The sequence below is a fragment of the Microbacterium sp. genome (assembly GCF_036277215.1).
Classification (GTDB): Bacteria; Actinomycetota; Actinomycetes; order Actinomycetales; family Microbacteriaceae; genus Microbacterium.
The window spans coordinates 1-24500 of sequence record NZ_DASUNI010000035.1; the positions used below are offsets into that span (position 1 = coordinate 1).

The 24500-nt window shown below is 69.0% G+C and carries 19 protein-coding genes, 2 tRNA genes, 1 other RNA gene and 1 pseudogene; 13 read left to right on the top strand and 10 right to left on the bottom strand.

Annotated features, from left to right (window positions below; all coding sequences use genetic code 11):
* The first annotated feature begins 160 nt into the window (after positions 1-160).
* Positions 161-237 (top strand) — tRNA-Ile (locus tag VFX99_RS01680).
* A gap of 46 nt (positions 238-283) precedes the next feature.
* Here the strand turns inward: VFX99_RS01680 and VFX99_RS01685 are convergent.
* Entirely contained in the window at positions 284-2293 is a 2010-nt protein-coding gene (locus VFX99_RS01685; protein ID WP_329664587.1) for a DUF262 domain-containing protein, read from the bottom strand.
* A gap of 206 nt (positions 2294-2499) precedes the next feature.
* On the opposite strand from VFX99_RS01685, the gene VFX99_RS01690 reads away from it, so the two are divergent.
* Both VFX99_RS01690 and VFX99_RS01695 read left to right on the top strand, forming a co-directional pair.
* Entirely contained in the window at positions 2500-3273 is a 774-nt protein-coding gene (locus tag VFX99_RS01690; RefSeq protein ID WP_329664588.1) for a hypothetical protein, read from the top strand.
* A 197-nt stretch (positions 3274-3470) separates the two neighbouring features.
* A complete protein-coding gene (locus tag VFX99_RS01695) occupies positions 3471-3974 on the top strand; it encodes a DUF3145 domain-containing protein (protein ID WP_329664589.1) in 504 nt (167 codons plus the stop codon).
* 198 nt (positions 3975-4172) lie between these two features.
* Here the strand turns inward: VFX99_RS01695 and VFX99_RS01700 are convergent, their stop codons facing one another.
* From VFX99_RS01700 to aceE, 6 genes are all read right to left on the bottom strand, one after another.
* On the bottom strand, positions 4173-5411 hold the full coding sequence (locus VFX99_RS01700; RefSeq protein ID WP_329664590.1) for a beta-ketoacyl-[acyl-carrier-protein] synthase family protein: 1239 nt from the start codon (positions 5409-5411) through the stop codon (positions 4173-4175).
* Positions 5412-5560: 149 nt separating this feature from the next.
* Entirely contained in the window at positions 5561-5809 is a 249-nt protein-coding gene (locus tag VFX99_RS01705) for an acyl carrier protein (protein ID WP_329664591.1), read from the bottom strand.
* A 67-nt stretch (positions 5810-5876) separates the two neighbouring features.
* Positions 5877-6878, bottom strand: coding sequence for a beta-ketoacyl-ACP synthase III (locus VFX99_RS01710; RefSeq protein WP_329664592.1), 1002 nt, complete (start codon positions 6876-6878; stop codon positions 5877-5879).
* 30 nt (positions 6879-6908) lie between these two features.
* Positions 6909-7823 carry an ACP S-malonyltransferase gene (locus VFX99_RS01715; RefSeq protein WP_329664605.1) on the bottom strand — a complete coding sequence of 305 codons (915 nt, stop codon included), beginning with the start codon at positions 7821-7823 and terminating at the stop codon, positions 6909-6911.
* Between the two features lie 85 nt (positions 7824-7908).
* Positions 7909-9126 (bottom strand): helix-turn-helix domain-containing protein, encoded by a 1218-nt coding sequence (locus VFX99_RS01720; protein WP_329664593.1) that lies wholly within the window; start codon positions 9124-9126, stop codon positions 7909-7911.
* 8 nt (positions 9127-9134) lie between these two features.
* Positions 9135-11861, bottom strand: coding sequence for a pyruvate dehydrogenase (acetyl-transferring), homodimeric type (aceE, locus tag VFX99_RS01725; RefSeq protein ID WP_329664594.1), 2727 nt, complete (start codon positions 11859-11861; stop codon positions 9135-9137).
* 138 nt (positions 11862-11999) lie between these two features.
* Here aceE and VFX99_RS01730 point away from each other — a divergent pair.
* The 5 genes from VFX99_RS01730 to rnpB all read left to right on the top strand — a co-directional run bounded on the left by VFX99_RS01730 (position 12000) and on the right by rnpB (position 15470).
* Positions 12000-12072, top strand: a tRNA-Val gene (locus VFX99_RS01730).
* Positions 12073-12141: 69 nt separating this feature from the next.
* Positions 12142-12873 (top strand): zinc ribbon domain-containing protein, encoded by a 732-nt coding sequence (locus VFX99_RS01735; RefSeq protein WP_329664595.1) that lies wholly within the window; start codon positions 12142-12144, stop codon positions 12871-12873.
* A complete protein-coding gene (locus VFX99_RS01740; RefSeq protein WP_329664596.1) occupies positions 12870-13313 on the top strand; it encodes a reverse transcriptase-like protein in 444 nt (147 codons plus the stop codon). Before VFX99_RS01735 ends, VFX99_RS01740 begins: the two co-directional genes overlap by 4 nt.
* On the top strand, positions 13243-15033 hold the full coding sequence (locus tag VFX99_RS01745; RefSeq protein ID WP_414684308.1) for a bifunctional 3'-5' exonuclease/DNA polymerase: 1791 nt from the start codon (positions 13243-13245) through the stop codon (positions 15031-15033). Before VFX99_RS01740 ends, VFX99_RS01745 begins: the two co-directional genes overlap by 71 nt.
* A 67-nt stretch (positions 15034-15100) precedes the next feature.
* Positions 15101-15470: RNase P RNA component class A (gene rnpB, locus VFX99_RS01750), an RNA gene on the top strand.
* Between the two features lie 5 nt (positions 15471-15475).
* Here rnpB and ppgK read toward each other — a convergent pair.
* On the bottom strand, positions 15476-16303 hold the full coding sequence (gene ppgK, locus VFX99_RS01755; RefSeq protein WP_329664598.1) for a polyphosphate--glucose phosphotransferase: 828 nt from the start codon (positions 16301-16303) through the stop codon (positions 15476-15478).
* 91 nt (positions 16304-16394) lie between these two features.
* Here ppgK and VFX99_RS01760 point away from each other — a divergent pair, with 91 nt between their 5' ends.
* From VFX99_RS01760 to VFX99_RS01770, 3 genes are read left to right on the top strand one after another with little or no spacing between them, the layout of a single operon-like run.
* Positions 16395-16640 (top strand): SPOR domain-containing protein, encoded by a 246-nt coding sequence (locus VFX99_RS01760; protein WP_329664599.1) that lies wholly within the window; start codon positions 16395-16397, stop codon positions 16638-16640.
* A gap of 36 nt (positions 16641-16676) precedes the next feature.
* Complete coding sequence (gene glnA, locus VFX99_RS01765) at positions 16677-18014, top strand: type I glutamate--ammonia ligase (RefSeq protein WP_329664600.1); 1338 nt, start codon at positions 16677-16679, stop codon at positions 18012-18014.
* Between the two features lie 15 nt (positions 18015-18029).
* Complete coding sequence (locus VFX99_RS01770; RefSeq protein WP_329664601.1) at positions 18030-21032, top strand: bifunctional [glutamine synthetase] adenylyltransferase/[glutamine synthetase]-adenylyl-L-tyrosine phosphorylase; 3003 nt, start codon at positions 18030-18032, stop codon at positions 21030-21032.
* A 42-nt stretch (positions 21033-21074) separates the two neighbouring features.
* On the opposite strand, the gene glnA (VFX99_RS01775) is transcribed toward VFX99_RS01770, so the two are convergent.
* Entirely contained in the window at positions 21075-22499 is a 1425-nt protein-coding gene (gene glnA / locus VFX99_RS01775; protein ID WP_329664602.1) for a type I glutamate--ammonia ligase, read from the bottom strand.
* Between the two features lie 134 nt (positions 22500-22633).
* Here glnA (VFX99_RS01775) and VFX99_RS01780 point away from each other — a divergent pair, with 134 nt between their 5' ends.
* The gene (locus tag VFX99_RS01780) at positions 22634-23026 is read left to right on the top strand and encodes an RDD family protein (RefSeq protein ID WP_329664603.1); all 393 of its coding nucleotides are present in this window, start codon (positions 22634-22636) and stop codon (positions 23024-23026) included.
* Positions 23027-23042: 16 nt separating this feature from the next.
* Here VFX99_RS01780 and VFX99_RS01785 read toward each other — a convergent pair whose 3' ends face one another.
* Entirely contained in the window at positions 23043-23753 is a 711-nt protein-coding gene (locus tag VFX99_RS01785) for a DUF4191 family protein (RefSeq protein WP_329664604.1), read from the bottom strand.
* Between the two features lie 124 nt (positions 23754-23877).
* Between VFX99_RS01785 and VFX99_RS01790 the strand changes: the two are divergent.
* Positions 23878-24500, top strand: a pseudogene (locus VFX99_RS01790) (hypothetical protein); the annotation flags it as partial.

The window sequence follows — 24500 nt, forward strand, 5'->3', positions numbered from 1 at the left end:
CGGCGTCGGAGGGTTGTGCGGTGCAGGCGCGGGGCCACGGCGATGCCGCCGATCGAGAGGGCCAGGACGATGCCCAGGGTCAGCCATGCGATCGCGTCCACGATGGCATTGTGCCACGCACCGACCGGTGGGGCGTCGTTCGGTAGGCTCGATGGTCGAGGGGGCGGTGGCCAAGCTGGTCAAGGCAGCGGGCTCATAACCCGACGATCGTGGGTTCAAGTCCCACCCGCCCCACCAAAGTCCCACCCGCCCCACCAAGTCCCACCAAGTCCCACCGAGGCCGCTAGGACATCGCGGCTCCGATGTACGAGTACTTGACGAAGACCTCCGAGGCGAGCCCGGCCTCCTCGAGCACGCCCTGCACCGCCGTGAGCATGTACTTCGAGTCCCACCCCATGTAGAGGAAGTTCGACTCGTCGAGCGCATCCCACTGACCGTTCCAGGCCTGCGCGCCGTAGATCGGTCCGCCGCGCCGTGCGCTGAATGCCACGACGTCCGCCCGTGAATCGGCCCACAGCCGCTTGAAGACGCGGTTGAACAGATACCGGACGTCGTACACCTCCCAGTGCTCGCCGCGGTACTCCACGTACTCGAACTCCCGCTGCCATCCGGGCGGCCAGCCGCGGCGCCGCCGGGCGTCGAGGATCGGCGTGAGCCCGTCGTCGTCGATGTCCACGGTGGCCGGGTGCGCCCAGACCTGAAGGAACGTGCGGGTCAGGACCGCGGTGCGCGTCGTGATGCTCGCCGTTCCCCACTGGTGCGCCGCAGCGACATCGCTCGTCAACGCGATGTGGCTCTTCGCGTACGTCGCACGTTTCTCGGCGAACGACCTGTCAGCCGCGCGCTCAGCGAGGGGCTCCTCGAGCAGCGTGAGATTTCCGAGCGTCTTCGCGAGCGCGCGATGGCTGTTCTGCTCGTCCTCGCTGTACTCCGCCCATTCGCGCTTTCCGTCTCCGCTCCACGCATCGCCCGGCGCCGGCGGGAAGATGTGCTCCACAGCGAGGTCGGCGAGTGTGTCAACGCCGGCGAGCCGGCCGAGGATGTAGGCGGCATGCGGCAGATCCCCGTATCTCAGCGCAACGCGCACGCGATCGTCCGAGGGCGTGATCCGGCTGATCGCGCGCTCCAGAGCCTCCTGGCCGTCCTGCCGAGCGCGGCATAGCCGGGCCACGAGCCGCTCGTTGCCGACTCCCACGACGGTGCGGCGCAGAAGCAGGGACTGCACGTACTCGAGCGTGCGCAGCAACGTCGGGCGGTCGATTTCCCCGTGCGCGTGGTCGCGGTACGCCCGTAGGACGAGCGGGTACATGGAGCGCCCGACGGTGTTCACGTAGGTCAGCTGGCGGGCGATCTCGAGGTCGGGCGCATGCGCAGGCTCGAGGAGCACGCGGTAGATCTCGGAGTACTCCTTCCACTCCGAGGCATGGGCGCGCAGGCTCTCGAGATCGAGGCGCGGGAACTGTGAACGGAACGCGTCGTAGACACTGCGTTCACCGCTCACCGCCACCTCGCGGCCGGTGATCATGACCAGGTAGTGCCGCCAGAAGCTTCCGATCGACTCACCGGTGTTCTGCTCGATCGGCACCCAGAAGGAGTCCTCGATCTCGCTCTGCTCCGCGTGCGAGAGCCCCATCAGGACGTAGTTGTGGATGAGCTCGTGGTCGCGCAGCGGTTCGCCCGTCGAGTTCAGGCTCTCGAAGATCTGCTGCGCATTGGCTCCCACGCCGAGGGTGATGGCGACGTGCTCGAGCTTCTGCAGGCCGCCCCAGATCTTCGGCGCCTCCTCGGCGCTGATCTGGCTGCGGAAGAACGCGTAATTGTCGTCGAAGCGAGATTCTCGCAGCTCCCCACCGGCTGCCCGACGGTCGAGCACGACGCTCTCGAACACCTGCGCCCAGGCGCGGTGCGGCCGCAGCTTGGTCCGCGCGGGGTCGGACGCACGGACGAGCACGCGCTCCAGGTCGGACGCGAGGTCGGGATGGTCGGCCTTGACCGTGTGGTGGAGCGCCGCGATCAGCAGCATGAGGGTGGTGATCCGCTGCTGACCGTCGATGAGCACGAGCTCCGCCGATTCGCCGTCGAGGCTGAGCGAGGACAGGACCGATCCGATGAAATGCATGTGGCGCTCGTCCGAGTCGGCGACCGCGCGGATGTCGGCCAGAAGCTGCTCGCATGCGCCGATGTCCCAGCGGTACTGGCGCTGGTACACCGGAACGACGATCGCCGTCCCCGCCGCGGAGAGCCACCCGACGGTGTTCACAGCGGTCGCATCGATGTTGGTGGCAGTGGCCATAGTGTCGCTTCGCCCCTCGGAACGCTCGTTGGTTGCGCGAACCTCAGGTCGTTCGGACAACGCCGCGGTCGAGCCTAGTTCATGCTCGCGATGCGCGCCGCGCCGCTCGCTGCCGCGCCCCAGGAGCCCTCAGGGCCCCGATGTAGGCTTGCCTAAGTCGGGCCTGTTAAAACGTGCTGGCCCCCTACGAAAGGCTGATCCACCTCATGGGTTACATCAAATCCGCCGCGCTCGATGCGACCGGCTTCGTCGTCCTCGACAGCTACGACCAGGAGCTCGATCCGAAGGAGTGGCTCGACATCGAGTACAACGACTGGAAGTCCTCTGGCGACACGCGCTTCGCGCCGCTGGCCAGCTTCGCCGGCGACATCGAGTGCAACGGCTTTTGGAACCACAAGCCGCCCCGCACAGACAAGGACGGCGTCTGGATCCCTTCGCAGGTGGAGAAGGCTCCGAACCTCACGCGTCGCGCGCAGGAGCCGGGCGCGAACGTGGGCCGCTGCCGTGTCATCGAACTTCAGCCCAACACGTACGCGGACTGTCTGTACAACCTGCACCAGGACGACAACAATCGCCTGAACCCGGACGGCACGGGCTGGGTCGTGCGAGGGTTCTTCAACCTGACCGACGACAAGGACAGCTTCTTCGTCCTGCGCGAGAACCGCACCGATCCGAGCGTCGAGTATCGCATCGCCCTCCCGGCGGGCGCCCAGCTGATCGTCGACACCCAGCGCCTGTGGCACGCGGCCACGCACCCCGGCGACGAGCCCCGGTACTGCCTCATCACGTCGTGGACCTCCGGTCCGGAACTCGACGCCTACATCGAGAAGTACCACGGCACGTCCGATGTGCCCAACGTCGAGGTGCCGCAGGACGTTCTGGATGCCGGTCAGGCCGAGCAGGCCCGCCGGCTCGCCGCTCGGGCTGCGTACTACGCGGCCAAAGGCCAGGCCGAAGTGACGGCGATGAGCGAGGCCTGATCCTCGCACGTCGAGAGGATGCCCCGGCCGCCATCGGCCGGGGCATTCGCATGTTCAGACCGGGCAACCGCGACACGGGAATCACACGCTTGTCATTCCGCCTCGGCGTGGGCGATAATGGCACCACAACCGCATAGCGCCACGAGTACTCCGGATCAGGTCGTAGGGGAAGACGCACCTGACGAAACGGAGAGATCATGGCGACACCACTGGCGCGTGGAGTGATCTTCATTCACTCTGCGCCACGCGCGTTGTGCCCCCACCTGGAGTGGGCCGTCGGTCGCGCCCTGGGCCATCCGGTCAGCTTCGACTGGACCGAGCAGCCGGTGCTCTCGGGCAGCCGTCGGGCGGAGTTCTACTGGGAGGGCTCGGCCGGAACCGGCGCGGCCCTGGCAACCGCCATCCGCGGCTGGGAGCATCTGAGATTCGAGGTGAGTGAGGACCCGACGCCCCGCAGCGACGGCGGCCGCTGGCTGCACACGCCGGGTCTGGGGATCCACTACGCCCAGACGGACTCGGCCGGCAACGTCGTCGTCGGGGAGGACCGGATCCGGTATGCCATGGAGGTCGCGGCGGGCGATCCGCTCGAGCTGCACCACGAACTGCAGGTCGCCCTCGGTGCGGCGTGGGATGACGAGCTGGAGCCGTTCCGTCATGCCAGTGACGACGCTGCCGTGGTCTGGCTGCACAAGGTCGGCTGAGGCCGCAGCGCTCAGACGCGCGCACTGCGCGGCATCCGCTGTCCATGACCGAGCACAACTCAAGACTTCAGGCGGCTCGAGGCGCCACTACCGGTGGTCGGAGAAGGAATCCCGGATGCCGAGACCGCGTATCTCCGCCTGACGCGAGAGACGCCCCCGACGGGTTCGGTCGGGGGCGTCTTCGTGCCGAGGCGCGGATCAGACCGAGGCGAACGCGACGACGGCGTTGTGACCGCCGAATCCGAACGAATTGCTGATCGCCAGCTGCGGTCCATCGCCGAGGGGCATGGGGGACCCGGAGACCCGCAGCGGGATGTCGGGGTCCTGTGTGGTGAGATTGATCGTGGGGGGTGCCTGCCGGTCGCGCAGGGCCAGCACGGTGAAGATGGCCTCGAGTGCGCCGGTGCCGCCGAGCAGGTGCCCGGTGGAGGCCTTCGTCGCCGACACGGGGATCTCGTGCACGCGGTCGCCGAAGACGCTGAGCAGGGCGCGGTACTCCGCGATGTCGCCGGTCGGGGTGGAAGTGGCGTGCGCGTTGATATGGGTGACGTCGTCGACGGATGCACCGGCCGCTTCGAGCGCAAGGCGGACAGCGCGCGAGGCGCCGAGTCCCTCCGGCTCGGGAGCCGTGATGTGGTACGAGTCGGCGGTCACACCCCCGCCGGCGACGATGGCGTAGATCTTGGCGCCGCGAGCGCGCGCGTGCTCCTCGGTCTCGAGCACGACTGCGGCCGCGCCCTCGCCCATGACGAATCCGTCGCGATCGACGCTGTAGGGCCGGGAGGCGTGTGCGGGATCGTCGTTGCGCTTGGACAGCGCCTGCATCGACGAGAACGCGGCGACGGTGATGGGATGGATGGCCGACTCGGTTCCGCCGGCGATCACCACGTCGGCGAGCCCCATCTGCAGGTGCTCCAGCGCGTTCACGATGGACTCCGTGCTGGATGCGCACGCGGATGCCACGGTGCGTGCGTATGCACGCGCACCCAAGTGCATCGAGACGGCGGCTGCTGCCGCGTTGGGCATGAGCATCGGTACCGTCATCGGCATCACTCGGCGCGGACCCTTGTCGCGCAGCGTGTCCCACGCGTCCAACAGCGTCCAGACGCCTCCGATGCCGGTTGCGAAGTCGACTCCGAGTCGTTCCGGGTCGACCTCGGGGGCGCCGGCATCCGCCCACGCCTCACGCGCGGCCACGAGGGCGAACTGGGATGCGGGGTCGAGCCGCTTGGCCTCGGGTCGCTCGAGGACCGTGTCCGGACGGACCAGCGCCTCAGCGGCGAAGGTCACCGGAAGCTCGTACTGGGACACCCATTCGTACTCCAGGGTGCGCGCACCCGAGGTGCCCGCGAGCAGGGCGGTCCAGCTCTCGGGCGCGGTCCCTCCGATCGGGGAGGTCGCGCCGATGCCGGTGACGACAATACGGGAGTTGCTCATGTGATGGATGATCCTCGTGAAATGTGCCGGTGGGGGCACGCGGCCCCCACCGGGGCGTGCGTCAGCAGGCCGGGGGTTCGGGGCGAAGCCCGATCGGGGCGTGCGTCAGCAAGCCGGGGGTTTGGGCGAAGCCCCATCGGGCACTTCGCTTACGCCTGGTTCGACGTGATGAAGGTGACAGCGTCGCCGACGGTCTTGAGGTTCTTGACCTCGTCGTCGGGGATCGTGACACCGAACTTCTCCTCGGCATTGACGACGATCGTCATCATCGAGATCGAGTCGATGTCGAGGTCGTCGGTGAACGACTTCTCGAGGGCGACCTCGTCTGCCGCGATCCCCGTCTCATCGGTGATGAGCTCGGCGAGTCCGGCGAGGACCTCGTCGTTGCTGAATGCCATGGTTTCTCCTGTTCTTCGGGGGTGCCCCGTCGGGGCCGTGTTCAGTCTAGAGTCGGGCGTCTCGGGCTCAGGGCAGCACGACGACCTGCGCGCCGAACACCAGCCCGGCACCGAATCCGATCTGCAGCGCGAGTCCGCCGCTGAGTTCGGGGTGCTCTTCGAGCAGGCGGTGCGTTGCGAGCGGGATGGACGCCGCCGACGTATTGCCGGTGGTCTCGATGTCGCGGCCGATCACGACCGTGTCGGGCAGCTTCAGCTGCTTGGCGAATTCGTCGATGATGCGCATGTTGGCCTGATGCGGCACGAACGCGGCAAGGTCCGCTGCTTCCACGCCGGCCGCCTCGAGTGCCTGTCGGGCCACCTTGACCATCTCCCACACGGCCCAGCGGAACACCGTCGGCCCCTCCTGACGGAGGGTGGGCCAGGGCGCCGTGCCGTTGCGGAACTCATTGAGCGTGTGATTCATCCCGACGGCGTCCGCTTTCGATCCGTCCGATCCCCACACCGTGGGACCGATGCCGGGGGTATCACTCGGGCCGATGACGACCGCGCCGGCGCCGTCTCCGAGGAGGAACGAGATGCTGCGGTCGGCCGGATCGACCACGTCGCTCAGCTTCTCCGCCCCCACCACCACGACGTAATGCGCGGCGCCGGCCCGGATCAGCGCGTCCGCCTGCGTGACGCCGTAGGCGAAGCCCGCGCAGGCGGCATTGAGGTCGAAGGCAGCTGCCGGGTTGGAGCCGATGCGGTCGGCGACGATCGCCGAGACGGAGGGAGTCTGCTTGGGATTGCTGATCGTCGCGACGATCACCGCGTCGATCTGCTGAGGGTCGACGCCCGAGCGCGCGATCGCCTCCGCCGCGGCATCCGTCGCCAGCTCGATCGCCGTCGTCTGCTCGAGGGCCCGCACGCGCGTCACGATGCCGGTGCGCTGCCGGATCCACTCGTCGCTGGAGTCGATCGGCCCGATCAGGTCGTCGTTGGGCACGGCGACCTCGCCGCGCGCTGCGCCGTACGCGTAGATGCGGGTGTGGGCGGGCCCCGTCGATTGGATGAGAGTGCGTGTCATGCGGAATCTCCGGTCATGCGTCGTCGCCGTTCATGCTTCGGCGCCGCTGAGCAGCGCCTGTGCGGCGGACAGGTCGTCGGGCGTCTTCACTGCGACGCTCGGAACGCCGCGCAGTGCGCGCTTGGCGAGGCCGGTGAGGGTTCCTGCGGGGGAGAGTTCGACGATCCCGCCGACGTTCTCAGCGGCGAAGGAAGCCATGCACAGGTCCCATCGGACGGGGGAGGCCACCTGGTCGACGAGGGAATCCAGGAACTCGGAACCGGAGGCCACGCTCGCGCCGTCGCGGTTCGACCAGACCGTGATCGCCGGGTCGGACGGAGCGATCGTCGCGGCCGCCCGCCGCAGTGCGTCCAAGGCCGGCCCCATGAATCTGGTGTGGAAGGCACCCGCCACCTGCAGGGGGATCACGCGCGTGCCGGCGGGAGGGTGCGCCGCCAGGGCCTGGAGCGCGTCCAACGCGCCCGCGGCCACGAGCTGGCCGCCGCCGTTGTAGTTCGCCGGTGTGAGGTCCAGCTCGGCGAGACGAGCGACGTTGACGGCCTCGTCTCCGCCGATGATCGCGCTCATTCCGGTCTGCTCCGCCGCTGCGGCCTCGGCCATCGCACGTCCGCGGATGCCCACGAGACGCAGTGCCTGCTCCTCGGACAGGATCCCGGCCGCCGCTGCTGCGGCGAACTCGCCGACCGAGTGGCCGGCGACGCCCGCGAACCCGCTGCGATCGGTCAGCGCGCCCCACGACAGGAGGCTGGCTGCCACGATGAGGGGCTGTGCCACCTGCGTGTCGCGGATGCGGTCCGCGTCCCACGCCGTACCTGCCGCGATCAGATCGACTCCGGCCCACTCCGAGTACTCGCCGAGTCGCTCGCGGGTGCCGTCGAGGCGCAGCCAAGGCTCGAGGAATCCGGGAGTCTGCGAGCCCTGCCCGGGGAAGACGGCGATGATCACCATCCCATCCTGCCAAGGTTGAGACGACGGCCTCTGGCGATCTCGTCACAAGAATCGCTCCGACCTTTGTGCGCGCCGTACAGGATCATGCGGTGCCGCGGCGTGGTGAGGGCAGGCGCCGACGGGTGGAGTCGGTGCCGATGGAGCCGAGGATGAGGGCCGTCTGGAGGATCAGCGCTTCGCGCGGACCGGTGGCATCCCATCCGATGACATCCGACACGCGCTTCAGGCGATAGCGAACGGTGTTCGGATGCACGAACAGCTCTCGCGCGGTCGCCTCGAGGGAGCGCCCGTTGTCCAGGTAGCTCCACAGCGTCGTCACGAGGTCGGCGCTGTGCGTCTGAAGCGGACGGTAGATCCGCTCCACGAGGGTCAGCTTGGCGAGCGGATCGCCTGCGAGTGCCCGCTCGGGAAGCAGATCGTCGGCCTCAACGGGCCGAGGGGCGTTCCGCCAGGCGCGGGCCACGGCGAATCCGGCCAGCGAGGCGCGCGCGCTCTGGCTGGCGTCGACGAGCGCCGGCACCGCGGGACCCAGCACGAGGTAGCCGGGTCCGAAACCCGGCTCGAGCCGCTTGGCGATCTCGGGGAAGGGCAGCTCGGGATCGTCGTCGGCGCGACCGGGAAGCTCGGCGCGTCCGAGCACCAGCACGAGACGCGAGCCCTGCACCCCGATGAGCACGTCGACGCCCAGCTTGCGCGCGCTTCGCCGCAGCTGATCGACGTCGAACTGCGGTGGGGTCGTGCCGACCAGCACCGCGACCTCGCCGTGACCGTGCCAGCCCAGGGCGGCGATGCGGCTGGGCAGCTCCTCATCGGCCTCGCCGGTCAGGATCGAGTCGACCACCAGCGCTTCGAGCCGTGCGTCCCAGAGACCGCGCGCCTCGGCAGCGCGCGCGTAGACGTCCGCCGCGGCGAAGGCCACGTCACGCGAGTACAGCAGGATGCCCTCGCGCAGGTCGTCGCCCTTGCCGACGAGGCGCTCCTCGGTGACCTCCACGGTCACCCGGATGAGCTGGAGCGTCTGCGTCAGGCTCACGCTGCGCAGCAGCTCACGGGGAGCAGCCGCGAAGATGTCCGCGGCGATCCATGGGGTCGACGTCGGGTCCTCGTACCACTGGATGAACGACGAGATGCCCGCCTGCGCGACCAGGCCCACGGCGGACCTGCGCGCGGGGGGCATTTCGGCGTACCACGGGAGCGTGTCTTCGAGTCGCTTGATCGTGGCGCTCGCGAGATCGCCCGAGATCCGCCGCAGCCAGGCGAGCGTCTCGGTCTTGTCCATCTGCGTCGCGCGAGAGGCCATGCCTGCGGTCAGCTCTCGCCGCCCGCGTTGCCGCTCGTGCCCGCCGTCACATCGTGGAGTCGATACTTCTCGATGGCCTGCGCGGCCAGCGAGCGGTCGACGACGCCGTCCTCGGCCAGCGACTGCAGCGTGCGGACAACGACGGACGGGCCGTCGATCTTGAAGAAGCGGCGCGCGGCGGGGCGCGTGTCCGAGAATCCGAAGCCGTCCGCCCCCAGCGTGGCGAAGCGGTGCTGCACCCACGGGCGGATCTGGTCCTGCACCGCGTGCATGTAGTCGCTCACGGCCACCACGGGCCCCGGAGTGTCGCGCAGCTTGTCCGTGATGTACGCGGTGCGCGGCTCTTCTTCCGGGTGCAGGAAGTTGTGCTCGTCGGCGGCCAGGCCGTCGCGGCGCAGCTCGGTCCAGGACGTGACCGACCACACGTCGGCGACGACACCCCAATCTTCTTTGAGCAGCTGCTGCGCTTCGAGGGCCCACGGCACGCCGACTCCGGAGGCCAGCAGCTGTGCCCGAGGTCCGTCGCCGTCTCCGGCGGAGATGCGATGGATGCCGCGCACGATGCCGTCGACGTCCACATCGGCCGGCTCCGCCGGCTGCACGAGCGGCTCGTTGTAGACGGTCAGGTAGTACATGACGTTCGGGTCGGGGTGCTCGCCGCCGTACATCCGGTCGAGGCCCGCGCGCACGATGTGCGCGATCTCGTAGCCGTACGCCGGGTCATACGAGAGGGTCGCCGGGTTGGTGGAGGCCAGCAGGTGGGAGTGGCCGTCGGCGTGCTGCAGCCCCTCGCCGGTCAGCGTGGTGCGGCCCGCGGTGGCGCCGATGATGAAGCCCCGCGCCATCTGGTCGCCCGCTGCCCACTGGGCGTCGCCGGTGCGCTGGAACCCGAACATCGAGTAGAAGATGTACACCGGGATGAGCGGCTCGCCGTGCGTCGAGTACGAGGTGCCGACGCCCGTGAACGCGGCCAGTGCGCCGGCCTCGTTGATGCCGACGTGGAGGATCTGCCCCTGCGGGCTCTCCTTGTACGCCAGCAGCAGCTCGCGGTCGACGGACGTGTAGTGCTGGCCGTTCGGGTTGTAGATCTTCGCGGTCGGGAAGAACGCGTCCATGCCGAAGGTACGCGCCTCATCGGGGATGATCGGCACGATGCGGTGCCCGAAGTCCTTTGCGCGCAGCAGGTCCTTCAGCAGCCGGACGAACGCCATCGTCGTGGCGATCTCCTGCGTGCCCGAACCCTTCTTCGGCTGCGAGTAGGCGGAGTCGTCGGGCAGCGACAGCCCGACGTGGGTCGAGCGGCGCTCGGGCACGAAGCCGCCGAGCGCACGACGCCGCTCCATCAGGTACTGGATCGTCTCGTCCTGCTGGCCGGGGTTGTAATACGGCGGCAGATACGGGTTCTCCTCGAGCTGCGCGTCCGAGATCGGGATGTGCATCCCGTCGCGGAAGTGCTTCAGGTCGTCGAGGGTCATCTTCTTCATCTGGTGCGTCGCGTTGCGCCCCTCGAAGTGCGGGCCGAGGCCGTAGCCCTTGATCGTCTTCGCGATGATGACGGTCGGCTGTCCCTTGTGCTCGACGGCCGCCTTGTAGGCCGCGTAGACCTTGCGGTAGTCGTGACCGCCGCGCTTGAGGCCCCAGATCTGGTCGTCACTGTAGTCCTTGACGAGGGCGAGCGTGCGTTCGTCGCGGCCGAAGAAGTTCTCGCGCACGTAGGCGCCGCTCTCGGTCTTGAACGTCTGGTAGTCGCCGTCCGGCGTGACGTTCATCAGGTTCAGCAGCGCGCCGTCGGAGTCGCTCTTGAGCAGGGCGTCCCACTCGCGTCCCCACACCACCTTGATGACGTTCCAGCCGGCGCCGCGGAAGAAGCTCTCCAGCTCCTGGATGATCTTGCCGTTGCCCCGCACCGGCCCGTCGAGGCGCTGGAGGTTGGCGTTGATGACGAAGGTCAGGTTGTCGAGGCCCTCGTTCGCAGCGACCTGCAGCTGGCCGCGGCTCTCCACCTCGTCCATCTCGCCGTCGCCGAGGAAGGCCCAGACGTGCGAGTCGGAGACGTCCTTGATCCCGCGGTTCGTGAGGTACTTGTTGGTCATGGCCTGGTAGATGGCGTTGATCGGCCCGAGCCCCATCGACACGGTCGGGAACTGCCAGAACTCGGGCATCAGGCGCGGGTGCGGATACGACGGGATGCCGTTGGGCGCCGCGGACTTCTCCTGGCGGAAGCCGTCCAGCTGCGCCTCGGTGAGGCGTCCCTCCAGGAAGGCGCGCGCGTAGGTTCCGGGGGAGGCGTGCCCCTGCACGAAGATCTGGTCGCCGCCGGACGGGTGGTCGGCGCCGCGGAAGAAGTGATTGAAGCCGACTTCGTAGAGCGCCGCGGATGAGGCGTACGTGGAGATGTGGCCGCCGACGCTGATGCCCGGTCGCTGCGCGCGGTGCACCGTCACGGCGGCGTTCCACCGGATCCAGGCGCGGTAGCGGCGCTCGATCTCCTCGTCGCCGGGGAAGTCGGGCTCGTTCTCGGGCGCGATCGTGTTGATGTAGTCGGTCGTCGGAACCATCGGCACGCCGAGATGCAGATCCTTCGAGCGCTTCAGGAGGCTGAGCATGATCTCGCGTCCCCGGCCGTGGCCCTTCGCGGCGACCAGCTGCTCGAGCGACTCCTGCCACTCGGCCGTCTCGTCGGGATCGCTGTCGAGGGGGCCCTGGGAGTACGGATCCTGGTCGTGGACAGTCACGTAAGACCTTTCGTCGTCTGGCAGATCGTGCCAGGTAATCGCATCGGATGCGGCACAGGCATTGTTCGGCGTGCACAACGCACCGTCTCCCAGCCTAGCGAGTCCGCTCCCGGACGACGCGTCCTAGACTTACGCCGAGGGCCTTTAGCTCAGCTGGTAGAGCGCCACGTTTACACCGTGGATGTCGTCGGTTCGATCCCGGCAGGGCCCACCGTCCGTGCTTCTCGCACCCGGCGCCGCCGGTCGGTCGGCGTCTGAGGGAGCGAGGTAGGTTTGAGGCGTGAAAGCCAGCCCCGCCGATCAGCGCCGCCTCCTGGAAGTCGCAGAACTCGACACCCGCATCCGCACGGCCGATGCCGCGCGCCGGAATCCTCCGCAGGCTGCCCGGGTGCAGGAGCTGATCGCGCGGCGTCAGGAACTCTCCTCGGAGCTGACCACCCGCCTCGGCATCCGCGACGATCTGCGTGCCGACCTCGCCCGGATCGAGTCTGACGTCGCGGTCGTCGATGCCCGGCGCGCGCGGGATGCGGAGCGCCTGAGCTCCACCAGCAACGTCAAGGAGGCGCAGGGCCTGGAGAGCGAACTCGGCTCGCTCGCGCGCCGCAAGAGCGACCTCGAGGACGCCGAACTCGAGGTCATGGAGCGGCTCGAAGCGGCAGACAGCGCGGTCGCCGAGCAGGAGTCCGCCATCGCCGAGACGAACTCCGAAGGCGCGAGGCTGAGCGCGGAGGCCAAGCGCGCCGTCGCCGATGCCACCGCGGTCTTCGAGGCGGCGACCCGGGATCGCGCCGCGGTGGTCGGCGGAATCGCCCCCGACCTGGTGGTCTACTACGACCGCGTCGCGGCGCGCAGCGCGGGGGCTGCGCTCCTTCGCCGCGGCACATGCGAAGGATGCCGGATGGTACTGGCCGGCACCGACCTGCAGACCGTCCGGCTGTCCGCGGAGGACGCCGTCATCACCTGCCCCGAGTGCGGCTGCATCCTCGTCCGCACGGAGGAGTCCGGTCTGTGACGCGTCGGCTGCTCATCGAAGCCGACGGAGGGTCGCGCGGCAACCCGGGCGTGGCGGCCGGAGGGGCGGTGGTCATCGACGAGATCTCCGGCGCGGTCCTCAGCGAGCTCGGCGTCTACGTGGGGATCGCCAGCAACAACGTGGCGGAGTACAGCGGGCTGATCGCCGGACTGGAGAGTGCTGTGGAGCTCGACCCCGAGGCGTCCCTGCACGTGCGGATGGACTCGAAGCTCGTCGTGGAGCAGATGTCCGGCCGCTGGAAGATCAAACACCCCGATATGCAGACGCTGGCGCACAGAGCCCAGGCCCTCATCGAGGGCCGAGAGGTGTCGTTCGAGTGGGTGCCGCGACTGAACAACGGTAGAGCGGATGCCGCGGCCAACGAGTCTATGGATCTCCGGGCGAGCTTCCACCGAGACCTTGCCGGTGGACAGGGCTGACCGGGCGACCTGGATCGTCCTCGGCCGGTCGGGCGACTCCATCGCCGTCGCGATCCTCGATGCCGAGGGCCGGGAACGGGAGCGACGCACGATCGCATCCGGCGCCTTCCCCGCTTGGGCGCAGAGCCTGGAAGCGTCCGCGCCGGCGCGATGGGTCTGGAACGACACTCCGCGCTGGTACGCCGGCCTGCTGACCGCTGGTGTGCGCCTCGGCCGCTGTCACGACCTTCGACTGTGCCACGCCATCCTGCGCGACTCGGCTCTCGTCGCCGGGGCGGCGGCCGTGCGCAGCGCGACCGAGTGGAATGCGGATCCGTTCGTGGAGCAGGCCGACGCCGCGCCGGCGCTCTTCGAGCTGAGCGGGCCATCAGACGTCCCGACGGGACCGCCGGAGAGCCTCGATGACGCGGTGCGGGAGTTCGTCCGGCAACGCTCCGCGATCGAGGGCTCCACCGACCCTGGCCGCCTTCGGCTGCTGACGGCCGCGGAATCAGCGGGAGCACTGGTCGCAGAAGAGCTGCGCGCGGCGGGCCTGCCGTGGGACACGGCGGCGCATGAGGCGATCCTCACGGATGTGCTCGGCGAGCGGCCGGTCGCCGGTGGCATCCCCGCCAAGCTGGAGGACGCCGGCCGCCGGGTCCGCGAAGCGCTGAACGAGCCGGCAGCGAGCCTGGACTCCCAACCCAAGCTGCTCCGGAGCCTTCATCGCGCCGGAATCCTCGTGGAGTCGACCAGCCGGTGGGAGCTCGCGGAGTACCGGCATCCGGTCATCGAGCCGCTCCTCGAGTACAAGAAGCTCTCGCGGCTGCTGTCGGCCAACGGCTGGTCGTGGCTTGCGGAGTGGGTGCACGACGATCGCTTCCGGCCGGTGTACGTGCCCGGTGGGGTGGTGACCGGGCGCTGGGCGTCCTCCGGAGGTGGCGCCCTGCAGCTGCCGCGTCAGCTGCGCGACGCCGTTCGGGCCGACCCCGGCTGGCGCCTGGTGATCGCGGATGTCGCGCAGCTCGAGCCGCGGGTGCTGGCCGCGATGGCCGGCGACATGGCGCTCGCCGACGCCGCGCGCGGCAAGGATCTGTACGCCGGCATCGTCGAGACCGGCGCTGTGGCGACGCGGTCGGAGGCGAAGGTCGCGATGCTGGGCGCGATGTACGGCGCGACCACCGGCGACAGCGGTCGGCTCGTACCCCGTCTGCGGCGCACGTTCCCCCGTGCGATGGCTCTCGTGGACGATGCCGCGCGGACGGGGGAGAACGGCGGCGTCGTCTCGACGTGGCTGGGGCGCAGCTCACCGGCGCCGTCAGCGAGCTGGCACGACGCGCAGTCGCGCGCGAGCGACGTCGCGGCATCCGGCGTCGACCAGACCCGCGCGCGCCGGTGGGCTCGGGACCGCGGCAGGTTCACCCGCAACTTCGTCGTGCAGGGGACGGCCGCGGAGTGGGCGCTCGCGTGGATGGCCGATCTGCGGGGGCGACTCGCCGCACTGCCGCCGGTGGAGGGTCCGGATGCCGCTCCCCGATCCGGTCCGGTCTTCTCCACGCGGCCGCACCTGGCCTTCTTCCTCCACGACGAGATCATCGTCCATGCACCGGCCGAGCACGCGCAGCAGGCCGCCGTTGCGGTGGGCGAGGCCGCGGCGGCGGCGGCGCGGCTGCTGTTCGGCGACTTCCCGATCGACTTCCCGCTCGACCTGCGCATCTCCGAGACGGCGCAGAAGGCTTGACGGGCGTGTCGGCGTTCGTCGCATCCCGGCTGATGCACAGATCCCGGGGCTAGAATCGCGTCGCGAATGGGTCGGCTGGACGGTCGCGTCGCTCGCGGCTCGCCGCGCAGCGCCGAGGAACGTCCGGGCTCCACAGGGCAGGGCGGTGGGTAACACCCACCCGGAGCGATCCGCGAGACAGTGCCACAGAGAACAGACCGCCGCGGCCTCGGCCGCGGTAAGGGTGAAACGGCGGTGTAAGAGACCACCGGGGTCGTGGTGACACGGCCTGCAAGGTAAACCTCGCCCGGAGCAAGGCCAGACAGAGGATGTTGACGCGGCTCGCCGAGTCCTCGGGTAGGCCGCTGGAGCGGCACGGCAACGTGTCGCCGAGAGAGATGACCGTCCACGGGGCTTCGGCCCCCGGACAGAACCCGGCGTACAGGCCGGCCCATTCGCCCTCTCAGCCGGGCAGGTTCCCCGGCACCGACTCGAGCGGCGTCGCAGACCGCGCGACGCGCGGTTCGTCGGTCGCGAGCGCCAGAGCGGCAGCGCCGATGATCCCCGCGTTGTTGCGGTGCACGGCGGCCACGATCGGCGTGTTGAGGCGCAGCAGCGGCAAGAACTTATCGCCGTGCTTGGACACGCCCCCGCCGACGATGAACAGGTCCGGCGTGAACAGGAACTCGACGTAGCTGTAGTACCACTGCAGCCGCTCCGTCCACTGCTCCCAACTGAGGGCCTCGCGTTCCATGGCGGAGTAGGCGGCGAACGCCTCCGCGTCCTTCCCGTGCTTGGCGCGCTGCAGGTGCCCCAGCTCGGAGTTCGGGATCAGGACGCCGTTGTAGATCATCGCCGACCCGATCCCGGTGCCGAGGGTCGTGAGGATGATCAGGCCGTCGGCGTCGCGGGCTGCGCCGTAGCGCATCTCGGCGACACCGGCGACGTCGGCGTCGTTGGCGAAGTGGATGTCGCGACCGAGCCCGTCCTCGAAGAACTTCTCGGCCTCGAAGCCGATCCACGCCTTCGAGACGTTGGCGGCGGACAGCGTGCGACCCGACTTCACGATCGCGGGGAAGGCCACGCCGAGCGGGATCGCGTCGTCGTCGACTCCGAGCTTCTCGAGGACCTCCAGGACCGCTCCGAGGACGTCCTTCGGTTCCGCCCCGAGCGGGGTGGCGACCTTGACGCGGTCGCTCAGGAGCGTTCCCTTCTGCAGGTCGACGATCGCCGCTTTGATCCCTGTGCCGCCGATGTCCACACCGACGGCGCGAGTCTTGTCCGTAGCCATGGGCTCAGCCTATCCAGGAGCGCGCGCGCGATCAGTAGGATCGAGCAGGCGGGCCTTCGACGGATTCGGGGGCTCGCGAGAGGAGCGGGAAGTGTCCAGCGACAGCAAGAAGTACTGGTACAACCTCGAGACCGGTGAGGTGGAGCACGGCTACGTGTCTCCCTCCATCGATCGCGCCGGTCCCTTCGAGACGGCTGAGGAAGCGGCACGCGCGCCCGAGATCATCCGCGAGCGGTCCCGAGCCTGGGCCGAGGAAGAACGGCGCGAGAGCGGGTCGCGCTCCGGACCCGCAGCGGATTCCCCGTCCCACGACAAGCTCGAGAACGACGAGAACTAGCCGGGGCCCCAGCGGCCCGGCACCGGAGGGAATTCGATGGACAAGCAGCGTGACTTCGTTCTGCGGACGATAGAGGAGCGGGGCGTCAAATTCGTCCGGCTCTGGTTCACAGACGTCATCGGCACGCTCAAGTCGGTGGCGATCGCACCGGCCGAGGTCGAAGGAGCCTTCAGCGAAGGGCTCGGGTTCGACGGCTCCGCGATCGAGGGCCTGACGAGGTCCTACGAGTCGGATCTGCTCGCGCACCCCGACCCCACCACGTTCCAGATCCTGCCGTGGCGCGGCGAGATCGACCCGACGGCGCGCATGTTCTGCGACATCACGACGCCCGACGGTCAGCCCGCCGTGGCCGACCCGCGCCATGTCCTCAAGCGCTCGCTCGCCAAGGCGGCGGATGCCGGCTTCACGTTCTACACGCATCCCGAGATCGAGTTCTACCTGCTGAAGTCCTCGTCCTTCGGTCCCGAGGGTCCTGAGCCGGTCGACTCGGCCGGGTACTTCGACAACGTCCCTGGCGGCACCGCGCACGACTTCCGCCGGCGCTCGGTCCGGATGCTGGAGGACCTCGGCATCTCCGTCGAGTTCAGCCACCACGAGGGCGGCCCCGGGCAGAACGAGATCGACCTGCGCTACGCGGACGCCCTGGCGACGGCCGACAACATCATGACGTTCCGCACCGTCATCAAAGAGGTCGCCATCGAGCAGGGCGTCTACGCCACCTTCATGCCCAAGCCACTGAGCGGCAAGCCAGGCAGCGGCATGCACACTCACATGTCGCTGTTCGAGGGCGACATGAATGCGTTCTACGAGGAGGGTGCGACATATCAGCTCTCCAAGACGGGCCGCCACTTCATCGCGGGACTGCTGCGACACGCGGGGGAGATCTCCGCGGTGACCAACCAGTTCGTCAACTCCTACAAGCGGCTGTGGGGCGGCGACGAAGCGCCGAGCTTCATCACCTGGGGCCATAACAACCGGTCCGCCCTGGTCCGCGTGCCGATGTACAAGCCGAACAAGGGGCAGTCCTCGCGGGTCGAGTATCGTGCCCTGGACTCTGCGGCCAACCCCTACCTCGCGTACGCACTGATGCTCGCCGCCGGGCTGAAGGGCATCGAGGAGGGCTACGAGCTACCGCCGGAGGCCGAGGACAACGTCTGGTCGCTGACGGATGCCGAGCGACGAGCGCTCGGCTACGCACCGCTGCCGGCGAGCCTCGACCATGCCCTGGAATACATGGAGGAGTCGGAGCTGGTCGCAGAGACGCTCGGCGAACAGGTCTTCAACTACGTGCTGCTGAACAAGCGCAAGGAGTGGCAGGAGTACCGCTCCCAGGTGACGCACTTCGAGCTGAAGAGCAATCTCGAGATGCTCTGACTCCGCTGGAAGACGATGTCCACGAGCGAACGGTCGCAGTCACTCACCCACCTCGCGCGACAGGGGTTCAGCCGGCTCGCCGAGGCGGAGGCGCAGCTCGCCGAACTCGAGGAGCTGCTCGGCGTCGAGCGGACCGCCCTGACGGGACCGGCCGCCCACGCGGCCGACCCCCACGCCGCCGTGGGGGGGATCATTCGCGTGGCGCGGCGCGATGCCGCCGCCGTCCGCGCGCTCCAGGCCGACGAGGAGGGCTGGCGGGCCCTCTGGGCGCTGCTGGGAGCGTCGACGGGTTTCGCCGACTTCTACCTCCGCCGACCCGAAGAGCTCGCGCACCTGGTCGGCGCCGGCACCTCGCTGCCGAGCGTGGAGGAGCTGCGCGCGGCGCTCCTGGCGGCCGTGGACGCCCAGGACGGATTCGCCGCCGACGGCAGCGACGCCTCCTGGGTGTCTCTCCGGGTCCGGTACCGCCAGATGCTCGCGGCGATCGCCGCGTACGACCTGTTGAGCGCTTCTCCGGTCACCCAGATCGACATCGTCTCGGCGCGACTGGCCGATGCCGCGGGTGCCGCACTGGAGGCGTCCCTGTGCGTGGCCCGCACCCGGGTGTCCAGCGGCGCGGCGGGCGCCGGCCAGCTCCCGCGCGCCCAGGTCGCAGCGACCCGACTGGCGGTGATCGGAATGGGCAAGACGGGAGCGCGCGAGCTGAACTACGTGAGCGACGTCGATGTGATCTTCGTCGCCGGTGCCGATCCCGGCGTTCTCGAGGACGTGGGCGAGAGCCGCATCGTCGACATCGCGACGCGACTGGCGGTGCAGACGATGCGCGGCATCTCCGGCGTCGAGATCGAGCCCCCTCTGTGGGAGGTCGACGCCAACCTGCGCCCGGAGGGCAAGCAGGGTGCGCTCGTGCGCACCCTCGATTCGCACCTGTCCTATTACGAGCGCTGGGCGAAGAGTTGGGAGTTCCAGGCACTGCTCAAGGCGCGTCCGATCGCCGGTGACGCGGAACTCGGCGACGCGTATGTGCGCGCCGTCCAGCCGAAGATCTGGACCAGTGCGGCGCGCGAGAACTTCGTCGACAACGTGCAGCGCATGCGCGAGCGGGTCACAGAGCACATCCCGGCGGTCGACGTCCCGTACCAGATCAAGCTCGGGCCGGGCGGCATCCGCGATATCGAGTTCACCGTGCAGCTGCTGCAGCTCGTCCACGGCCTGACCGACGATCGCATCCGTCAGCGCGGAACGCTCGAGGCGCTCGTCGCCCTCGTCGAGCAGGGCTACATCGGCCGCGCGGAGGCGGCGGCGTTCTCGCACAACTACCGGGTGCTCCGCCTCCTCGAGCACCGGGTGCAGCTTCGTCATCTGCGTCGCACCCACCTGATGCCCTCGCGCCCGGAGGAGCTGCGCGTTCTGGCGCGCGCGTCCACCTTGGCTGATTCCGGCGAGAAGGTCTGGGAGACGTGGGAGAGCGTCAAGCGCGAGGTCCGCGACATCCATGTGCGCCTGTTCTACCGCCCGCTGCTGTCCGCCGTGGCTGCGCTGCCCGAGGAGGAGCGGTCGCTCTCGCCGGCGCAGGCCCATGACCGGCTCGCCGCGATCGGGTTCTCCGATCCGGTGGGCGCGCTCCGTCACATCGCGGCCCTGACCAGCGGGCTCAGCCGCGGCGCGACGATCCAGCGCCACCTCATGCCGGTGATGATCCGGTGGTTCGCGGACGGCGTCGATCCCGACTACGCACTGCTCGCATTCCGCAGGATCAGCGAGCGGCTCGGCGGCACGCCGTGGTTCCTGCGGATGCTGCGCGACTCGTCCGGGGCGGCGGAGAGCCTCACGCGCGTGCTGTCGAGCTCCCGATACGTCGGCGAGCTGATGGAGTGGATTCCCGAGTCGGCCGCGTGGCTCGACGACCCCGAGCTGCTGCGTCCGCGCACGGGCCTCGCCCTCCAGGAAGAGGCTCGCGCGATCCAGTCCCGGCACAGCACGATCGATGACGCAATGCGCTCGGTCCGCGCCCTGCGTCGCCGTGAGCTGCTGCGCATCGCGATGTGGGCGATCCTGAGCCCCTCGACGATCGAGGAGGTCGCGACAGCCCTCACCACCGTCACCGAGGTGACGATCCAGGCGACGCTGCGGGCCGTCCGGCGCGAGGTCGTGCCGCCGGAGGACAAGGCCCTCGACTTCTCGGTGATCGCCATGGGTCGCTTCGGCGGCAGCGAGCTCGGCTTCGGGTCGGATGCCGATGTGATGTACGTCTACCGGGCCAACGGCGTCGATCCGCAGCGCGCGCACGAGCTGTCCACCCAGCTCGTCTCCGGCCTGCGGAAGCACTCGGAGGATCATCGCGTCCCCCTGGACCTGGACGCGGACCTGCGACCCGAGGGGCGCAACGGCCCCGTCGTCCGATCGCTCGACGCGTACGCCGAGTACTACCGTCGGTGGTCGCTGTCGTGGGAGGCCCAGGCGCTCCTGCGCGCCCGGGGGGTGGCCGGCAGTGTCAAGCTCCTCGCCGCGTTCACCGCTCTGGCTGACGACGTGCGGTATCCGGCATCCGTCGATCAGCAGGGACTGCGTGAGATCAAGCGGATCAAGGCGCGCGTCGAGAACGAGCGCCTGCCGCAGGGCGTCGACCCCGCACGGCATCTCAAGCTGGGTCCCGGGTCTCTCAGCGACGTCGAGTGGCTCGTGCAGCTGTTGCAGCTCGAGCATGCCCACCGCATCGCCGCCATGCAGACGACGTCGACGATGGGCGCGCTGCGGGCGGCCCAGGCCGCCGGGCTCGTCCCTGACGCTGCTGCCGATCGACTCGCTCATGCCTGGCGCCTGGCGAGCCGATTGCGTTCGGCGAACACGCTGCTGTCGGGTCAGACCAGCGACGTGCTTCCGACCGACCGCAAGCGGCTGGACGGGATCGGCCGGCTGCTGGGGTACCCGCCGCGGTCGGCGACGCAGGTCGAGGAGGACTACCTCGGCGCGACCCGTCGCGCGCGGCGCGAGTTCGAGCGCCTGTTCTACGGCTGAGAGGGGGCCCCGCGCGCGGGACCCCCTCTCAGCCGACGTTGCTCAGACGCCGTAGTACAGCTCGTACTCGAACGGGTGCGGACGGGCCGCGATCGGCTTGATCTCGTTCTCGATCTTGTACTCGATCCACGTCTCGATCAGCTCGGGCGTGAACACTCCGCCAGCCAGCAGGAACTCGTGGTCGGCCGCGAGGGCGTCCAGCGAGTCCAGCAGCGAGTTGGGCACCTGCGGGATGTTCTTCGCTTCCTCAGGCGGAAGCTCGTACAGGTCCTTGTCCACCGGCTCGTGCGGCTCGATGCGGTTCTTGATTCCGTCCAGGCCCGCCATCATCTGCGCCGCGAAGGCGAGATACGGGTTGCCCGAGGCATCCGGCGCGCGGAACTCGATGCGCTTGGCCTTCGGGTTGGATCCGGTGATCGGGATGCGGATGGCCGCGGAGCGGTTGCCGGCCGAGTACACCAGGTTGACGGGAGCCTCGTAGCCCTTGACCAGACGCTTGTAGCTGTTCATCGTCGGGTTGGTGAACGCCAGGACCGCGGGTGCGTGCGCGAGCAGGCCGCCGATGTACCAGCGGGCCAGGTCGGACAGGCCGCCGTAGCCGGCCTCGTCGTAGAAGAGGGGCTTGCCGTCGAGCCACAGCGACTGGTGCGTGTGCATTCCGGAGCCGTTGTCGCCGAAGAGCGGCTTGGGCATGAACGTCGCCGTCTTGCCCCACTGCTCGGCGGTGTTCTTGACGATGTACTTGAACTTCAGGATGTCGTCGGCCGCGTGCACCATCGTGTCGAAGCGGTAGTTGATCTCGGCCTGGCCGCCGGTGCCCACCTCGTGGTGAGCGCGCTCCAGGATGAGGCCGGCCTCGATCAGCTTGAGGCTGATGTCATCGCGCAGGTCCGCCTGCTTGTCGACCGGGCTGACGGGGAAGTAGCCGCCCTTGTACGGGGTCTTGTTGGCGAGGTTGCCGCCCTCTTCCTCGCGGCCGCTGTTCCACGCGCCCTCTTCGGAGTCGACGTAGTAGTAGCTGGCGTTCTGCTTCACTTCGAAGCGCACGTCGTCGAAGATGTAGAACTCCGCCTCCGGGGCGAAGAACGCGGTGTCGGCGATGCCGGTCGAGGCGAGGTACTTCTCCGCCTTCTTGGCGACCTGGCGGGGATCCTTCGAGTAGATCTCGCCGGTGCGGGGGTTGTAGATGTCGAAGACCATGATCAGTGTCTTCGCCTCGCGGAATTGGTCGAGGTACGCGGTCGACACGTCAGGGATGAGCTGCATGTCCGATTCGTGGATGTTCGCGAATCCACGAATCGAGGACCCGTCGAACAGCTGGCCGACGGTGAAGAATTCCTCGTCGACCGTCGACGCCGGGATGTTGAAGTGCTGCTGGACGCCAGGAAGATCCGTGAAACGGATGTCGAGGAACTTGACGTCCTCGTCCTTGATGAACTTCAGCACCTCGGATGAATCACTGAACATGGAGACTCCAGAGGTAGGGCATCGGGAACTGCCGCCCGCATCGCGGGCCTGAAAGGCACCGTACCCGGGAGGGATTGCCCGCTAGTCACACCTTTGTTTCCGGCATGTTACGGACGCCTGGTTACGCTGGAAGTGTGACCTCAGACGCGCAGAGCTTCCCCGGTGAGCGCCTCGGTCGCCCCGCGTCCGGCAGCGGTTCGATCGCACGCCTCGGACGTCGCGTCGGCGCGCTGTTCATAGACTACGGCGCGGCGTATCTGATCTCGGGGTTCTTCGCCTGGGACCCGCTCGCCATCCTCGCCATCTTCGCCTTGATCCAGATCGCGTTCCTGCCGACCATCCAGGGCAGCCCGGGTCACCGCATCCTCGGACTGCGCGTGGTCCGCGTCGACGGGTCATGGGTGGGCCTGTGGCGACCGCTGATCCGCACGGCGCTGCTGATCCTGGTGATCCCGGCCGTCATCTGGGATGCCGACCAGCGCGGCCTGCACGACAAGGCCGCCGGGACCGTGCTGATCCGCTCCTGAGCTGCCGACCGAAGTCTCAGCGCGGGCGCGGGGCGCGGACCTTCGTCGGATCGATCCCCTTGGGGATCGGCAGCGAGGCGAGCGACTGCGACACTGATCCGAGCCGCTTTATGACGGCCGCCATCGTGGCGCGGTCGATCTTCTTCGGCAGCGCCTTGATCGTCGAGGAGAGCTTGGCGATCGGAACCTCGTCCTCGCCGTGGCCGATGTACAGAACCGTGACGGGCACGCCCGTCGCCACTCGCTGCGCCTTCGAGCGCTCGTCGTTGACGAGCCTGGTCAGCCGGCCGCGAGCGCCTTCGCCGACGATGACCACGCCGCCGCGCCCCACCGCGCGGTAGACCGCCTCCTGCGTCTTGGGATTCACACCGACCGGCATCTCGCTCGCCTGCCAATTGCGGCCGAGCGACGTCGACAGGACGTGTCCGGCGGCCCCCGGCATCCCGTCGATCTGCTTGTACATCGCGCTGGTCGAGAGCCGGGTCATGGTCATCAACGACCCGAGGACGCCGAGCATGAGGCCGGTGACGGCCCACAGGATGACACTCCAGATCGCGACCGGCGGAAGCAGGAACCCGACCAGCAGGCCCAGGCCCACGCCGAGGAGGAGGATCGCCGCCAGCACCCAGGGCAGCCAGCGATAGGCCTTCTGCGTGAACGTGTACAGAGTGCGGATCTGAGAGAAGAATCCGGGGCGCTTCTCGGGCGCGGTACTGCGGGCTGCCATGACTCCAGCCTACCTTTCTCAGCGCCCGAGATCGGCTCCTCCCCAGCGCTCCAGAGGGCGGCCCGCTCCACAGGCCGACGCCGCGGGGCGGGCGCGAAGCTCCTGCGCCGTCAGGCTCGGAATCGTGGCGAGCAGCGTCGAGGATCGGCTGAGCGAGGGCTATCGGGTGATCCGGCAGCTCACGGGCGTAGACGACTCGCCGTGGCAGGGGTCACTGGTGTGCGGACCCGACGGAGGGATGGTCGTCCTCATCGACGCCGCGACGCTCGGCGACGACTGGAGAGGATGGGATGCCGCGGCGGCCGGCCACGTGCTCGGGCCACTCGACATCCTCCTGCGTCCGGGCGGGCACGACGTCGTGCTGCCGGTGTGCACCGAGCGGGTCGAGGAATTCGTCTCGCGTCGCGCGGCAACCGGAGCCGACCTCTCGCCTGGCGAGGGCGTGACGCTGGCGGTGAGCCTGCTCCGTGGTCTGGGGGAGCTGCACCCACCGACGGTGCACGCGGAGGCCGCTGGCGATGTGCGCGGATGCTGGTGGCTGACCGATGCCGGCCGCCCCGTCTTCGCCACCGGCACCGCCGACAGTCCGGTGGTGGAGGCGACCGTCGAGCTGTTGCGGCTGGTCGCCCGCGATGTGCCGGATCTGAGCGCGGCGCTCGCCGACGCGGCCGACGCGCTGAGCGAACCGCGACCGCTGACGCGGCAGCTGGAGCGCGCGGAGGCGGCGCTGTTCGCCGCCGCGGACCC

Excerpts from the sequence above, each read along its gene's own strand:
- VFX99_RS01785 (WP_329664604.1), bottom strand. The coding sequence starts at position 23,753 with ATGGCAGCCCGCAGTACCGCGCCCGAGAAGCGCCCCGGATTCTTCTCT.
- VFX99_RS01705 (WP_329664591.1), bottom strand. The coding sequence starts at position 5,809 with ATGGCATTCAGCAACGACGAGGTCCTCGCCGGACTCGCCGAGCTCATC.
- glnA (WP_329664600.1), top strand. The coding sequence starts at position 16,677 with ATGGACAAGCAGCGTGACTTCGTTCTGCGGACGATAGAGGAGCGGGGC.
- VFX99_RS01700 (WP_329664590.1), bottom strand. The coding sequence starts at position 5,411 with ATGAGCAACTCCCGTATTGTCGTCACCGGCATCGGCGCGACCTCCCCG.
- VFX99_RS01745 (WP_414684308.1), top strand. The coding sequence starts at position 13,243 with ATGCCGCGGCCAACGAGTCTATGGATCTCCGGGCGAGCTTCCACCGAG.
- VFX99_RS01690 (WP_329664588.1), top strand. The coding sequence starts at position 2,500 with ATGGGTTACATCAAATCCGCCGCGCTCGATGCGACCGGCTTCGTCGTC.
- VFX99_RS01770 (WP_329664601.1), top strand. The coding sequence starts at position 18,030 with ATGTCCACGAGCGAACGGTCGCAGTCACTCACCCACCTCGCGCGACAG.
- glnA (WP_329664602.1), bottom strand. The coding sequence starts at position 22,499 with ATGTTCAGTGATTCATCCGAGGTGCTGAAGTTCATCAAGGACGAGGAC.
- VFX99_RS01685 (WP_329664587.1), bottom strand. The coding sequence starts at position 2,293 with ATGGCCACTGCCACCAACATCGATGCGACCGCTGTGAACACCGTCGGG.
- VFX99_RS01695 (WP_329664589.1), top strand. The coding sequence starts at position 3,471 with ATGGCGACACCACTGGCGCGTGGAGTGATCTTCATTCACTCTGCGCCA.
- ppgK (WP_329664598.1), bottom strand. The coding sequence starts at position 16,303 with ATGGCTACGGACAAGACTCGCGCCGTCGGTGTGGACATCGGCGGCACA.
- VFX99_RS01710 (WP_329664592.1), bottom strand. The coding sequence starts at position 6,878 with ATGACACGCACTCTCATCCAATCGACGGGGCCCGCCCACACCCGCATC.
- VFX99_RS01720 (WP_329664593.1), bottom strand. The coding sequence starts at position 9,126 with ATGGCCTCTCGCGCGACGCAGATGGACAAGACCGAGACGCTCGCCTGG.